This is a genomic window from Pseudomonas sp. JDS08PS003 (assembly GCF_045013505.1).
GTDB lineage: Bacteria > Pseudomonadota > Gammaproteobacteria > Pseudomonadales > Pseudomonadaceae > Aquipseudomonas > Aquipseudomonas protegens_B.
Genome location: NZ_CP120724.1, coordinates 432,849 through 445,935, shown reverse-complemented (window position 1 = coordinate 445,935; position 13,087 = coordinate 432,849). Strand labels below are relative to the sequence as shown.

Sequence of the window (13,087 nt, the reverse complement as noted above, 5' to 3'; positions counted from 1 at the left end):
TTCAGGACTCCAGGGAACCGTCGAGGGTTTTCAGCGCGCCATAGAGGCTCGGACGACGGTCACGGAAACTGCCCCAGGCGCTGCGGATGTGCTCGAGCTCGTCGAGGTCGAAGCTGTGCACAAGGATACCTTCTTCGGTTTGGTTGAGCTCCTGAACCTTCTCGCCGAACTGATTGGCGATGAAGGATGAACCGTAGAAGGTGATGTCGTAGCCGTCCTGCTCTTCATTGCCGATGCGGTTGCTGGCGATCAACGGCATCAGGTTGGCCCCGGCGTGGCCCTGTTGCACTCGCTGCCAGTGGTCGCGGGAGGAAATGCTCTTGTCATGGGGCTCACTGCCGATGGCGGTGGGGTAGAAGAGGATTTCCGCCCCTTGCAACGCCATGCTGCGGGCGCACTCGGGGAACCACTGGTCCCAGCAGATGCCCACGCCGATCTTCGCGTAGCGGGTGTTCCACACCTTGAAGCCGGTATCGCCCGGGTTGAAGTAGTACTTCTCGTGGTAACCGGGACCGTCCGGGATATGGCTTTTCCGATAAATCCCGAGGTTGCTGCCATCGGCATCGATGATCGCGATGCTGTTGAATCGCGCGCGCCCCGCCAGCTCGTAGAAGCTGATGGGCAGCACCACTTGCAACTCCCTGGCGACTTTCTGGAAGTGCGCGATGGCGACGTTGCTATCGACCGTGGTGGCCAGTTGCAGGTAGTCCGGGTTGGGCTTCTGGCAGAAGTACGGTGCCTCGAACAACTCCTGGATCAGGATGATCTGCGCGCCCTTGGCGGCGGCTTCACGGACCAGTTTTTCTGCGGTTTCCAGATTGGCCTCAAGGTCCCAGGAACAAGCCATCTGGGTAGCGGCGACAGTAACGATACGGCTCATGGAACAACTCCCGGGCAATGGACGCGGTCGATGACCACGGATAGGAAAAGGGCAAGGCACGATGAACTCGCGCCCGGCGATGGCCACTTTATATCCGATAAATATCGACTTTAGAAGCCAGAAGAATCGTTAAACCAAAAGATATTCGACAAAATACCGATAACAATCGAGTAAGCACAAACACATTCGCCGGCCAGCCAGCCCCCACAGAAAGGTGTAGGAGCCGACTTGCCGGCGAATGGAAATGAACGCAAGCGAACGACGAAGCCTTACAGATCCTCGCCCAGCACCTTCGACAGCATGTCGACAAAGAAGTCCACGCTCCGCCGGCTGGTGACCATCGGCGGCTTGATCTTGAGGATGTTCAAATGATCCCCGGTGGGCTGCATGAAGATCCCCAGTTGTCGCAGACGATCACACAGCAAAGTGGTCTCCTCGGTGGCCGGCTCCAGGGTCTGGTGATTGCGGATCAGCTCCAGCCCCAGGTAGAAACCGGAGCCATGCACCGCCCCCACCAGGGGATGCAGATCCTTGAGCGCTTCCAGGCGCTGCCTGAAATGCTCACCGACCACCTGGGCGTTCTCCCAGAGGCCCTCCTCCTGCATCACATCCAGCACTGCGATGCCGATGCGGCAACTGACCGGGCTGCCGCCGGATGAAGAGAAGAAATAGCCCTCGGCCTCCAGCGCCTCGGCAATCTCGCGACGGGTGATCACCGCCCCAAGAGGCTGGCCGTTACCCATGCCCTTGGCCATGGTGATGATGTCCGGCACCACGCCCTGCTCTTCGAAGCCCCAGAAGAACTTGCCCATGCGTCCATAGCCCACCTGGACCTCATCGGCGATGCATACGCCACCCCGGGCCCGAACCCGTTCGTAGACTTCCTGCAGATAACCCGGCGGCAGGGAAATGCCCCCGGCGTTGCCATACACCGGCTCACAGATAAACCCGGCCAACTGGCGATGCTGCTCGTCCAGCTTGTGCAACTGCTGGTCAACGCTGCGCAGGTACTGCGCTGTACTGTCCTGGCCGCGAAACTCGCCGCGATAGGTATTGGGCGCCGTTACCGGGTGCACCCAGTCCGGACGGCTGGTCAGCGCCTGGGGGTTGTCGGCGATGGAGGTGGACACCGCATCGGCCGCCACCGACCAGCCGTGATAGGCCTCCAGCACGCTGAGCATGTCGCGCCCACCGCTGTAGGCCCAGGCCAGGCGAATCGCCAGGTCGTTGGCCTCGGTGCCGCTATTGACCAGGAACACCCGGTCCATGGAATCCGGCGCCAGGGCCAGCAGGCGCTCGGAGAACTCGGCGATCGCGGCATAGTGAAAACGCGAGTTGGTATTGAGCAGCGACCATTGGCGCGCCGCCTCGGCGGCCATGCGTGGGTGACCGTGGCCGAGCACCGCGACGTTGTTGAGCATGTCCAGGTAGGAGCGCCCTTGCATGTCGATCAGGTGATTGCGCCAGCCCCGCTCGATCCGCGGCGGGTCGACGTAATAGTGCTTTTGCGAGCGGGCAAAGCTGGCGTCGCGACGCTCCAGCAGGGTCTGCGGGTCCAGTTCCGGCTCGGCATCGCAGGCCAGCCCCAGCAGGGCTGCCGGAGAAGGGCACAACGCTTGCCAGGCAGGCGCCCGGGAAGGGCTACAGAACAGCGGCGGTTCCAGCTCAGCCGCTCGGCACAGCTGCACCTTGAGCCGGCCATCGGCTACCACGGCGCCCAGTACCTGCCCCTTGACCAGGGCCGCGCCCGACTGCAACGACGGCTCGACGCCCCACAGGCGCACGCTCAGCGCCGGACCATCCAGGCGCAACAGGCCGTTTTCGGCACGGTGCAGCACACCGGCGAACGGCGCCTCTACCGGCGTGCCTGCCGGCACTTGCAATTGCACATGCAACGGGCAGGTTTGCGGTTCCTGGGCGCTGTCGGGACAGGTCCGCGACAAACGGTATTGGCCGTAGCGACTGGCGGCCAGGCCATGGGCAACACCGGCTTCGGCCAACAGGCGATCATCGATCCCCGGCTGCTCCCAATTACCGGCTTCGAAGTGCGGGCTGAGCACTCCCAGGTCGATCAGGGCGAACTCGCGACCCACCAGGCTCGGCAGCAGCGGAACGAACCCGTCACTGCCAATGGCCGGCAAGGACTCCCCGACAGCGCTGAGGATCGCCGCTTCCATGAGCTCGAAAGACACGGCGCTGGCGACCCGGAAAATCTCCCACTCGTGCAGCAGATTGGCGCGGCTGTAGGCGTTGCCCGGGTCGATGCCGACCTGCTGCTCGCCACTGAGCACCAGCACCGCGGCCCGGGCCACGATCAAAGGCCAGAGCGCCAGCAACTCGGCCCGTTGCAGCGGGTTGATCTGGTGATAGGCCTGGATCGCCGGCAGGATGCGCAGCGGATCGCCCTCGGCGTGATGCAGCAGTGCAGCGCACGTCACCGACAGATCGGTGATGCGCCAGGTCCGGATCAGGTCGCCGAAATCGATCACCCCCTGCTGCTGCCAATGGCGCGCGGCATCCCGCTGCCAGACCACGTTGTCATCGGTGATGTCCATGTGGATCGCCTGCACCGGCAACAGCTCCTGCAAGGGCTGCAGGCGACGTTCGGCACGCTGCGCGGTGTCTGCAATCAAGGCCCGTTGCTGCGGGTCCTGGATGACCGGTAACAGGTGCCCGATCAGCGTCTGGGCATGCCGGGCATCCCATTGCAGGGTGCGCTCGAGCCCCGGATGCTGAAAACCTTCCAGGGCCAGGTCCATCTGCCCGCAGAGCCGGCCCAGGCCTGCCACCAGTTCGTCCCCCAGGTGCGGCAGGTGGGTCAGGGAGCGGCCCTCTATATAATCCAGCAGCCGCACGTGCAGCGCTTGCCCGGCAATCTCTAGGGACAGCAGGTCCGCACCGTTTTTCGCCGGAATCACCCTGGGTACTCGCAATTCGGGGTATTGCTGCAGATGCTGGAGGCCCGCGTGCTGCGCCTGCAACTCCAGGGCTGAATAGTCGCCGCGGCAGATCTTCAGGACAAAGCGGCCCTGGGGACTGTCGAGGCGATAGTTGAGGTCTTGCTGGCTCCCCAGGGACTGCACGCTGCCTTGCAGGCCGTAATGGGTTTCCAGCAGCTCCAGCGCTTGCTGTGCGGTGACCTGAGGGCTGGGCAGACTGGCGCGGTGGATCAAGGTGGCGAGCAACATACAACGATCCCTGGAATTGTTATAAGCCGCTTATATCGCCATTGCCCAAGGCGTTACGCAACCCCAAAGAACGGGAAACAGACAGGCACCTTCCCCGCTTCAAAGCTGCACTTTGCGAAATTTCCGACCGTACGCGGTGAAATCGACTGATGGCGCCTATTGCACCTCAGGCGCCGTGTCGACAAGCTATGCTGCATTTTTTGCGGTAAATGATCGTTTTCAAGGACACAGGCCCTCCAACATGCGCATTCTCGTCACCGGCGGAGCCGGATTCATCGGCTCGGCTCTGGTCCGCCATCTGATCCAGCACACAGAACACGAAGTGCTGAACCTGGACAAACTGACCTACGCAGGCAACCTGGAATCGCTGCAGAGCATCGCCAGCGACAGCCGCTACGAATTCGTTAAGGCCGATATCGTCGACCAGGCCACCGTCAGCGCCGTGCTCGCACGCTTCCAGCCCCACGCGATCATGCACCTGGCGGCCGAGTCCCATGTCGACCGCTCCATCGACGGGCCGTCCGACTTCATCCAGACCAATATCGTCGGCACCTACAGCCTGCTGGAGGCAACCCGCGCGTACTGGCACAAACTGCCCGAAGCGGAAAAGGCCGCTTTCCGCTTCCACCATATTTCCACCGACGAGGTCTATGGCGACCTGCATGGCGTCGACGACCTGTTCACCGAAACCACGCCCTACGCCCCCAGCTCGCCCTACTCCGCCAGCAAGGCCGCGTCCGACCATCTGGTCCGCGCCTGGCAGCGCACCTATGGCCTGCCGGTGCTGATCACCAACTGTTCCAACAACTATGGCCCGTTCCACTTTCCCGAGAAGTTGATCCCCCTGGTGATTCTCAATGCCCTGGCAGGCAAACCGCTGCCGGTCTATGGCAATGGCCTGCAGGTACGCGACTGGCTGTACGTCGAGGATCACGCCCGGGCGCTGTTCAAGGTGGTGACCGAGGGCGTGGTCGGTGAGACCTACAACATCGGTGGCCATAACGAGCAGAAGAACATCGACGTGGTACGCGGCATCTGCAGCCTGCTGGAAGAACTGGCCCCGCACAAACCCCAGGGTGTCGCGCAATATGCCGACCTGATCACCTTCGTCCAGGACCGCCCAGGCCACGATCTGCGCTACGCCATCGACGCCGGCAAGATCGAGCGGGAACTGGGCTGGGTGCCGGACGAAACCTTCACCAGCGGACTGCGCAAGACTGTGCAGTGGTACCTGGAAAACCTCGAGTGGTGCCGCCGGGTACAAGACGGCAGCTACCAGGGCGAACGCCTGGGTTCCACCGACATCAAGGATCTGATTGCATGATTAAAGGCATTGTTCTGGCGGGCGGCTCCGGCACCCGTCTGCACCCCATCACCCTCGGTGTCTCCAAGCAGCTGCTGCCGATCTACGACAAGCCGATGATCTATTACCCGATCTCGGTACTGATGCTGGCCGGCATCCAGGACATCCTGATTATCTCCACCCCCCAGGACTTGCCGCAGTACCGCAACCTGCTGGGTGACGGCAGCCAGTTCGGCGTGCGCTTCAGCTATGCCGAACAGCCTTCGCCGGATGGCCTGGCCCAGGCATTCCTGATTGGTGAAGAGTTCATCGGCAATGACCCGGTGTGCCTGATCCTGGGTGACAACATCTTTCACGGACAGTACTTCGGCGAACAACTGTGCGATGCCGCCAAACGCAGCTCCGGCGCTACGGTATTCGGTTACTGGGTCAAGGACCCGGAGCGCTTCGGGGTCATCGACTTCGACAGCGAAGGCCGCGCCCTGTCCATCGAAGAGAAGCCCAAGAACCCAAAATCCAGCTACGCCGTCACCGGCCTGTATTTCTATGACAACGACGTGGTGCAGATCGCCAAGGCGGTCAAGCCGTCGCCCCGCGGCGAACTGGAGATCACCGACGTCAACAACGCCTACCTCAAGCGTGGCGATCTGCATGTGGAGCGTTTTGGCCGGGGCTTTGCCTGGCTCGACACTGGCACCCACGATAGCCTGCTGGAGGCTTCGCAGTACGTGCAGACCATCGAGCACCGCCAGGGTTTGAAGGTCGCCTGCCTGGAGGAAATCGCCTACCAGAACCAATGGATCAGCCGTGAGCACCTGCTGGAGCGCGCCGCCTACTTCGGCAAGACCGGCTATGGCCAGTACCTGTTCACCCTGGCCGGGGAGGCACAATGAAGGTCATCCCTACCGACCTGCCCGGCGTGCTGATCATCGAGCCCAAGGTGTTCGGCGACGAGCGTGGGTTTTTCTATGAGAGTTTCAATGCCAAGGCCTTCGCCGATGCCACAGGCCTGGATACTCAGTTCGTCCAGGACAACCATTCACGCTCGCAGAAAGGCGTGCTGCGTGGCCTGCACTATCAGTTGCAGAACACCCAGGGAAAACTGGTGCGCGTGACCCAGGGCGAAGTGCTCGATGTGGCTGTCGATATCCGTCGCAGCTCGGCGCACTTTGGTCAATGGGTAGCCGTACGCCTCTCGGCCGAAAATCATCGCCAGCTCTGGGTTCCCGAAGGGTTCGCCCACGGTTTCGTGGTGCTCAGCGACTTTGCCGAGTTTCTCTACAAGACCACCGACTATTACACCCCGTCCGCCGAGCGCAGCATTCGCTGGGACGATCCGACCCTGGCCATCGACTGGGAGCTCACCGAGCCCCCGCAACTGTCCGCCAAGGATCAGGCTGGCACCCTGCTGAGCGAGGCCGATCTGTTCCCATGAACACTCCCCTGAAAATCCTCATCAGCGGCCAGCACGGCCAGGTTTCCCGCGAGCTGCAGCAGCGGCTCGGCGACCTGGGCGAACTGGTGGTCCTTGGTCGAGACCAGTTGGACCTGAGCCACCCGGAACAGATCCGCCAGCAGGTCCGCACCATTCGCCCGCACCTGATCATCAACGCCGCCGCCCACACCGCCGTCGATCAGGCCGAAAGCGAGCCGGAGCTGGCCTTTGCGATCAATGCCAGCGCTCCCGGGATCTTCGCCGAGGAGGCCCTGGCGCTGGGTGTGCCACTGATTCACTACTCCACCGACTACGTGTTCGACGGCCGCAAGGACACGCCCTACGTGGAGGAGGACGAGCCCAATCCGCTGGGGGTCTACGGCCAGAGCAAGCTGGCGGGCGAACGGGCCATCAACCAGGTACAGGGCCAGCACCTGATCCTGCGCACCAGCTGGGTCTATTCCAGCCACGGCAAGAATTTCCTGCTGACCATGCAGCGCCTGCTGCAGGAACGACCCGAGCTGCGGGTGGTGGCCGACCAGATCGGCGCGCCCACCTGGGCCGGCACCATCGCCAACAGCACCCGCGCCCTGATCGAACGCTGGCAGTCCGGGAATCACGGCGCCTGGGGCACCTACCACCTCACCGCCCACGGCGAGACTTCCTGGTTCGGTTTCGCCCAGGCCATCGGCGAGCAGTTGCTGGCCCTGGACAAGCCTTGCGCGGTGCTCGAAGCCATCCCCTCCAGCGCTTACCCGACCCCGGCTCCCCGGCCGCTGAACTCACGCCTGGACTGCAGCCGCCTGGCTCGGGAGTGGGGCGTGATCCAGCCGGACTGGCACAGCGCACTGCGCGAGTGTCTTGCCGAGCAGGGCTAGGCATAATGCGCCTGTATCCACAGGCGCCATTTCCATGACCGCACCTCTTCCCCGTCGTCCCCGCTGGCGCAGCCTGGCACTGCTGGCCCTGTGCCTGGCGCCGTTGCTGTGGCCGCTGGAGCACTTGGCCGAGCGCTACTATCGCAACGAGCTGACCAGCCAGAATCGCCAGACCCTCGACCTCTACGTGGCCAACCTGCTGGGCACCCTGCACCGCTACGAAGTGCTGCCGCAGATCCTCGGCGACCTGCCGGCGCTGCGGGCGGTGCTGGGCGCCCCGGACGACGGCGTGACCCAGGGCAACGCCAACCGCCTGCTGAAAAACATCAGCGCCCAGACCGGCGCCGAAGTCATGTACCTGATGGACACCAGCGGCAAGACCCTGGCGGCCTCCAACTGGGACAAGCACGACAGTTTCGTCGGGCGCAATTTCGCCTTCCGCCCCTACTTCAGCGAAGCCATGGCCGGACGCCTGGGACGCTTCTTCGGCCTGGGCACTACCTCGGCCAAGCGTGGCTACTTCTTCGCCGCTGCGGTGCGCGACGGCGAACGGATACTCGGCGTGCTGGTGGTCAAGGTAGACCTGGACCACACCGAAAGCCTGTGGGGCAAAACCCCGGAACAGCTGTTGATGACCGACCACAATGGTGTGGTGATCCTCACCTCGCGCCCTGAATGGCGCTTTCGTGCGACCCGTCCTCTGAGCGACGAGGAACGCCAGGCCATCGTCGCCATCCAGCCCTACCCAACCCGGGACCCGCGCCCACTGAACCTCAATCCCGATGCCTGGCTGACCCAGACGCAACAGATCGAGGAAACCCGCTGGAGCGTCAGCATCCTCGCCCCGCGCACCCTGATCGATCGCCCGGTCCGCACCGTGGTGGCGGTCGGCGCCGCTGCGCTACTGGTGCTGATGCTGCTGCTCGGCCTGATGATGCAGCGCCGCCGCCACTACCTGGAGCGGATCGCCTTCGAAGCCAAGGCCCGACGCGAGCTGGAGAGGCGCGTGGCCGAGCGCACCAGCGATCTGGAGAGCCTCAACCGGCGCTTGAAACAGGAAGTGCTGGAGCGCGAAACCGCTCAACAGGAGCTGGTGCGCGCCCAGGACAATCTGGTCCAGGCCGGCAAGCTCTCGGCCCTGGGCACCATGTCCGCGAGCATCAGCCACGAACTCAACCAGCCCCTGGCGGCCATCCGCAGCTACGCGGAAAACGCCGAAGTGCTGCTGGACCATCAACGCACCGATGACGCCCGGGGCAACCTCAAACTGATCAGCGAACTGACCGGGCGCATGGCCTCGATCATCGCCCACCTGCGAGCCTTCGCCCGGCGCGATCACCACGCCCCGGAAAGCGTCGCCCTGCAACCGGCCCTGGACGATGCCCTGGCCCTACTGGCCAAGCGCCGCCGGGCCATGGAAGTGGAGCTGATCCGCGACCTGCCGGCCGCCACCCTGTGGGTCGAGGCCGGGGAAACCCGTCTGCGCCAGGTGCTCGGTAACCTGCTGGCCAACGCCCTCGATGCCCTGACCGAAAAGGGTCCGCCGCGCAAACTCTGGCTGAGTGCCGAATCCACCGCCGCAGGCGTCAATCTGTACATCCGCGACAATGGCCCGGGCTTCTGCATGGAGGCTCTGGGACGCGCCGGAGAGCCGTTCTACACCACCAAGACACGGACCCAGGGACTGGGCCTGGGACTGGCGATCTGCGACACCCTGATGCGCGCCTTCGGCGGTGAATTGTCGTTCGCCAACCACCGCGAAGGCGGCGCCCTGATTACCCTGCGCCTGCGCGCCGGGGCCCCCGGAGTGAGCCTGCAGCCCTCCGAGGATCGCGGGGTATGAAGCGCAGCGGCCATTCGTTAGCAACCACGCCCGGCCCAGCGATGCCGGCCACGACACAACCTGGAAAGTGACCGATGACCCGTCCCGACAGCCTCGACCCTCAGCTGCAAGTGGTGTTGATCGACGACGATCCTCACCTGCGCCAGGCCCTGAGCCAGACCCTGGACCTGGCCGGCCTCAAGGTGCTGTCCCTGGCCCAAGCCCAGGGCCTGGCCCCGCGCCTGGAGCGGGACTGGCCGGGGGTGGTGGTCAGCGACATCCGCATGCCCGGCATGGACGGCCTGGAACTGCTCACCCAATTGCATGCCCAGGACCCCGAGTTGCCGGTGTTGCTGATCACCGGTCACGGCGATGTGCCCCTGGCCGTGCAGGCGATGCGCGCTGGCGCCTATGACTTTCTGGAGAAGCCTTTCGCCAGCGATGCCCTGCTTGACAGCGTACGCCGCGCCCTGGACTGGCGGCGCCTGGTGCTGGACAACCGCAGCCTGCGCCTGGCCCTCAGTGACCGCCAGGAACTGAGCGCGCGGCTGGTGGGCCAGTCAGCGCCGATGCTGCGTCTGCGCCAGCAGATCGGCGCCCTGGCGGCGACCCGGGCCGATGTGCTGATCCTGGGCGAAACCGGCGCCGGCAAAGAAGTGGTAGCCCGCGCTCTGCACGATCTTTCCGGGCGGCGCAACGGACCGTTCGTGGCGATCAACGCCGGGGCATTGGCCGAGTCGGTGGTGGAAAGCGAACTGTTCGGCCACGAACCGGGAGCCTTCACCGGCGCGCAGAAACGCCGCATCGGCAAGTTCGAATTTGCCAACGGCGGCACCCTGTTCCTCGACGAAATCGAGAGCATGAGCCTGGATGTCCAGGTCAAGTTGCTGCGCCTGCTCCAGGAGCGAGTGGTGGAGCGCCTGGGGGGCAACCAGCTGATCCCCCTGGATATCCGCATCATCGCCGCGACCAAGGAAGACCTGCGCCAGGCCGCGGACCAGGGGCGCTTTCGCGCCGACCTTTACTACCGCCTGAATGTGGCACCGCTGCGCATTCCACCGCTGCGCGAACGCGGCGAAGACGCGCTGATGCTGTTCCAGCACTTCGCCGACGAAGCCAGTACTCGCCACGGCCTGCCGCCCCAGGAACTGCAACCCGGACATCGTGCCCTGCTGTTGCGGCATAGCTGGCCGGGCAACGTGCGGGAACTGCAGAACGCCGCTGAACGCTTCGCCCTGGGCCTGGAGCTGGCCCTGGACAACAACGAGCCGGACCACCCTGCCATCGCCGCTCCGACGCTGATCGCCGGCGGCCTGAGCGAACAGGTGGAACACTTCGAAAAGAGCCTGATCGCCGCTGAACTGACGCAACCCCACAGTTCGATGCGCAGCCTTGCCCAAGCCCTGGGAATACCGCGCAAGACCCTGCACGACAAGCTGCGCAAACACGGCTTGAGCTTCGCCGACGGCGGCACCAGCCACGCCAGCGATGAATCCGAATGAGCCGCACCGTCAACCCTTCGACCCTTGAGGCCCGTGCATGAACCGCGACAGTCGCTACCTGGAATCCATCCTTCACCACGACATTCCCCTGACCCGGGACATGGGCCTGAAGGTGCTCGACTGGCAGGCTCAACGACTGCGCCTGCAACTGCCGCTGGACGCCAACGTCAACCACAAGAGCACCATGTTCGGCGGCAGCCTGTACTGCGGCGCCGTGCTGGCCGGTTGGGGCTGGCTGCATTTGCGGCTCAAGGAGCAAGGGATAGATGACGGGCATATCGTCATCCAGGAAGGGCAGATCAGCTACCCGCTACCGGTAACCGGCGATGCCGTGGCGATCTGCACTGCACCTGATGACAAGGTCTGGAAGAAATTCCTCTCGATGTACCAGCGCTACGGTCGTGCCCGCCTGACCTTGCACAGCCGCGTGGTCAACGCCGGCAGCGAAGAAGACGCCGTACGCTTTGCCGGCCAGTACGTCCTGCACCGCTAACCCGTTTCGGAGCCGGCTCACATCTGTAGGAGCTGGCTTGCCAGCGAAGAGGCCGAAAATTCTTGCACAGGACTCAAGGGCCCCTTCGCCGGCAAGCCGGCTCCTACACAAGGGGCGGCAGAGGCAAGTCGCCGCGGGGCGATCAGGAGCGGGCCAGCTCCAACAGCTTTCCGCGCCACGGCGCCTTGGCCGGCAGCGCCAGGAAGAAGCCGTTGAGCAAGGACTCCCGGGGTGGATAGCAGAACGGTGCGCCCGCAAGATCCAGCACTTCTCCACCCGCCCCTTCGAGCACACCCTGGGCCGCAGCGGTGTCCCACTGGGAAGTCGGCGCCAGGCGCGGATAACAGTCCGCCGCGCCTTCGGCCAGCAGGCAGAACTTCAGCGAACTGCCGATATTGGCCAATTGCAACTCACCCAGGGCAGCGCTCAAACCACTGAGCAAGCGCTCCTGCTCCGGGCTTGAATGGCGCCGACTGGCCACCACGGTAAAGGCTGCGCCCGGCCCCGGCTGCTCACGCACCTGGATCGCTTGCGGCGGCTGCCCCTGATCCACGCGCCAGGCCCCCAGGCCGGCACCGCCCAGGTAGCAGCGGCCATTGGTGGGCATCGACACCACGCCAAACACCACACGTCCCTGTTCGATCAGGGCGATGTTGACGGTGAACTCTTCACTGCCGGAAATGAACTCCTTGGTGCCGTCCAGCGGGTCCACCAGCCACCAGCGCTGCCAACCGGCGCGAGTGGCCTGGGGAATATCGGCATCTTCTTCGGACAGCACCGGAATGCTTGGGTCCAGTGCCGTCAGGCCTGCCACGATCAGGTGATGGGCCGCGAGGTCGGCAGCGGTCACCGGCGACTCGTCGGCCTTATGCTCGACGGCCACATCGGCACGCCAGAACGGCAGGATCGCCTCGCCGGCGCGCAAGGCCAACTCGGCCACTGGCGCCAATAAAGGATGGGGAAAGTTCATCGAGGTCATGCTCATGCTGGAAAGGCTCCGCGCTGGCTTAGCAGGTCGCGGGTCAGGTACAGCGCCGCCAGGGCCCGGCCTTCGCTGAATTGCGGATTCTGCGCCAGGCTGGCCAGTTCGCGCAGGTTGATCTTGTCGACCCGCATCGGCTCAGGCTCGTCGCCCTCCAGGCGCTCTTCATACAGATCGGTGGCCAGTACCACCTGGATTTTCTGGCTCATGTAGCCCGGGGACAGCGACAGCTCGGTCAGGTGCTCCAGTTGCCGTGCGCCAAAACCGGCCTCTTCCTTGAGCTCACGCTCGGCCGCCGCCAGCACATCTTCCCCCGGCTCGATCAGCCCCTTGGGCAGGGACAGCTCGTAGGCGTCGGTGCCGCCGCAATACTCCTCCACCAGCACCGCATGCTCCGCATCGAGCATGGCCACGATCATCACCGCGCCGTAACCCGCCCCCTTGCCCACCAGCCGCTCATAGGTGCGCTCGACGCCATTGGAGAACCGCAACTGCACCTCTTCGACACAGAACAGACGACTGGTGGCGACGATCTCGCGGGCGAGTACAGTGGGTTTCTGGCGCATAGCGGGCTCCTTGGCGATAGCGGGTTACTATACAGGCT

At 64.2% G+C, this 13,087-nt stretch carries 11 protein-coding genes; 7 read left to right on the top strand and 4 right to left on the bottom strand.

The window, feature by feature from the left end:
* Position 1: 1 nt before the first annotated feature.
* Entirely contained in the window at positions 2 to 880 is an 879-nt protein-coding gene (gene aguB / locus P7C00_RS02040; protein WP_404938054.1) for an N-carbamoylputrescine amidase, read from the bottom strand.
* 269 nt (positions 881 to 1,149) lie between these two features.
* Complete coding sequence (locus P7C00_RS02035; protein ID WP_404938053.1) at positions 1,150 to 4,068, bottom strand: aminotransferase; 2,919 nt, start codon at positions 4,066 to 4,068, stop codon at positions 1,150 to 1,152.
* Positions 4,069 to 4,309: 241 nt separating this feature from the next.
* On the opposite strand from P7C00_RS02035, the gene rfbB reads away from it, so the two are divergent.
* From rfbB to P7C00_RS02000, 7 genes are all read left to right on the top strand, one after another.
* Positions 4,310 to 5,392, top strand: a complete 1,083-nt coding sequence (gene rfbB / locus P7C00_RS02030) for a dTDP-glucose 4,6-dehydratase (RefSeq protein WP_346634142.1) — start codon at positions 4,310 to 4,312, stop codon at positions 5,390 to 5,392.
* Positions 5,389 to 6,264, top strand: coding sequence for a glucose-1-phosphate thymidylyltransferase RfbA (rfbA, locus tag P7C00_RS02025; RefSeq protein ID WP_346634141.1), 876 nt, complete (start codon positions 5,389 to 5,391; stop codon positions 6,262 to 6,264). The genes rfbB and rfbA overlap by 4 nt, the downstream gene beginning before the upstream one ends.
* Positions 6,261 to 6,806: a dTDP-4-dehydrorhamnose 3,5-epimerase gene (rfbC, locus tag P7C00_RS02020; protein WP_346634140.1), complete on the top strand. Its 546-nt coding sequence runs from the start codon at positions 6,261 to 6,263 to the stop codon at positions 6,804 to 6,806. The genes rfbA and rfbC overlap by 4 nt, the downstream gene beginning before the upstream one ends.
* The gene (gene rfbD / locus P7C00_RS02015) at positions 6,803 to 7,684 is read left to right on the top strand and encodes a dTDP-4-dehydrorhamnose reductase (protein WP_346634139.1); all 882 of its coding nucleotides are present in this window, start codon (positions 6,803 to 6,805) and stop codon (positions 7,682 to 7,684) included. Before rfbC ends, rfbD begins: the two co-directional genes overlap by 4 nt.
* 34 nt (positions 7,685 to 7,718) lie before the next feature.
* Positions 7,719 to 9,527, top strand: coding sequence for an ATP-binding protein (locus P7C00_RS02010; protein WP_346634138.1), 1,809 nt, complete (start codon positions 7,719 to 7,721; stop codon positions 9,525 to 9,527).
* A 74-nt stretch (positions 9,528 to 9,601) separates the two neighbouring features.
* Positions 9,602 to 11,008, top strand: a complete 1,407-nt coding sequence (locus P7C00_RS02005) for a sigma-54 dependent transcriptional regulator (protein WP_346634137.1) — start codon at positions 9,602 to 9,604, stop codon at positions 11,006 to 11,008.
* Between the two features lie 37 nt (positions 11,009 to 11,045).
* Entirely contained in the window at positions 11,046 to 11,501 is a 456-nt protein-coding gene (locus P7C00_RS02000; protein ID WP_346634136.1) for a YiiD C-terminal domain-containing protein, read from the top strand.
* A gap of 142 nt (positions 11,502 to 11,643) precedes the next feature.
* Here the strand turns inward: P7C00_RS02000 and cysQ are convergent, their stop codons facing one another.
* Together cysQ and nudE are read right to left on the bottom strand one after the other, a co-directional pair.
* Positions 11,644 to 12,471, bottom strand: coding sequence for a 3'(2'),5'-bisphosphate nucleotidase CysQ (cysQ, locus tag P7C00_RS01995; protein ID WP_346634213.1), 828 nt, complete (start codon positions 12,469 to 12,471; stop codon positions 11,644 to 11,646).
* 11 nt (positions 12,472 to 12,482) lie between these two features.
* Positions 12,483 to 13,049 (bottom strand): ADP compounds hydrolase NudE, encoded by a 567-nt coding sequence (nudE, locus tag P7C00_RS01990; RefSeq protein WP_060837055.1) that lies wholly within the window; start codon positions 13,047 to 13,049, stop codon positions 12,483 to 12,485.
* Positions 13,050 to 13,087 lie beyond the last annotated feature (38 nt).

Coding starts and splice junctions, on each gene's coding strand:
- aguB (WP_404938054.1), bottom strand. CDS start 880: ATGAGCCGTATCGTTACTGTCGCCGCTACCCAGATGGCTTGTTCCTGG.
- P7C00_RS02035 (WP_404938053.1), bottom strand. CDS start 4,068: ATGTTGCTCGCCACCTTGATCCACCGCGCCAGTCTGCCCAGCCCTCAG.
- rfbB (WP_346634142.1), top strand. CDS start 4,310: ATGCGCATTCTCGTCACCGGCGGAGCCGGATTCATCGGCTCGGCTCTG.
- rfbA (WP_346634141.1), top strand. CDS start 5,389: ATGATTAAAGGCATTGTTCTGGCGGGCGGCTCCGGCACCCGTCTGCAC.
- rfbC (WP_346634140.1), top strand. CDS start 6,261: ATGAAGGTCATCCCTACCGACCTGCCCGGCGTGCTGATCATCGAGCCC.
- rfbD (WP_346634139.1), top strand. CDS start 6,803: ATGAACACTCCCCTGAAAATCCTCATCAGCGGCCAGCACGGCCAGGTT.
- P7C00_RS02010 (WP_346634138.1), top strand. CDS start 7,719: ATGACCGCACCTCTTCCCCGTCGTCCCCGCTGGCGCAGCCTGGCACTG.
- P7C00_RS02005 (WP_346634137.1), top strand. CDS start 9,602: ATGACCCGTCCCGACAGCCTCGACCCTCAGCTGCAAGTGGTGTTGATC.
- P7C00_RS02000 (WP_346634136.1), top strand. CDS start 11,046: ATGAACCGCGACAGTCGCTACCTGGAATCCATCCTTCACCACGACATT.
- cysQ (WP_346634213.1), bottom strand. CDS start 12,471: ATGAACTTTCCCCATCCTTTATTGGCGCCAGTGGCCGAGTTGGCCTTG.
- nudE (WP_060837055.1), bottom strand. CDS start 13,049: ATGCGCCAGAAACCCACTGTACTCGCCCGCGAGATCGTCGCCACCAGT.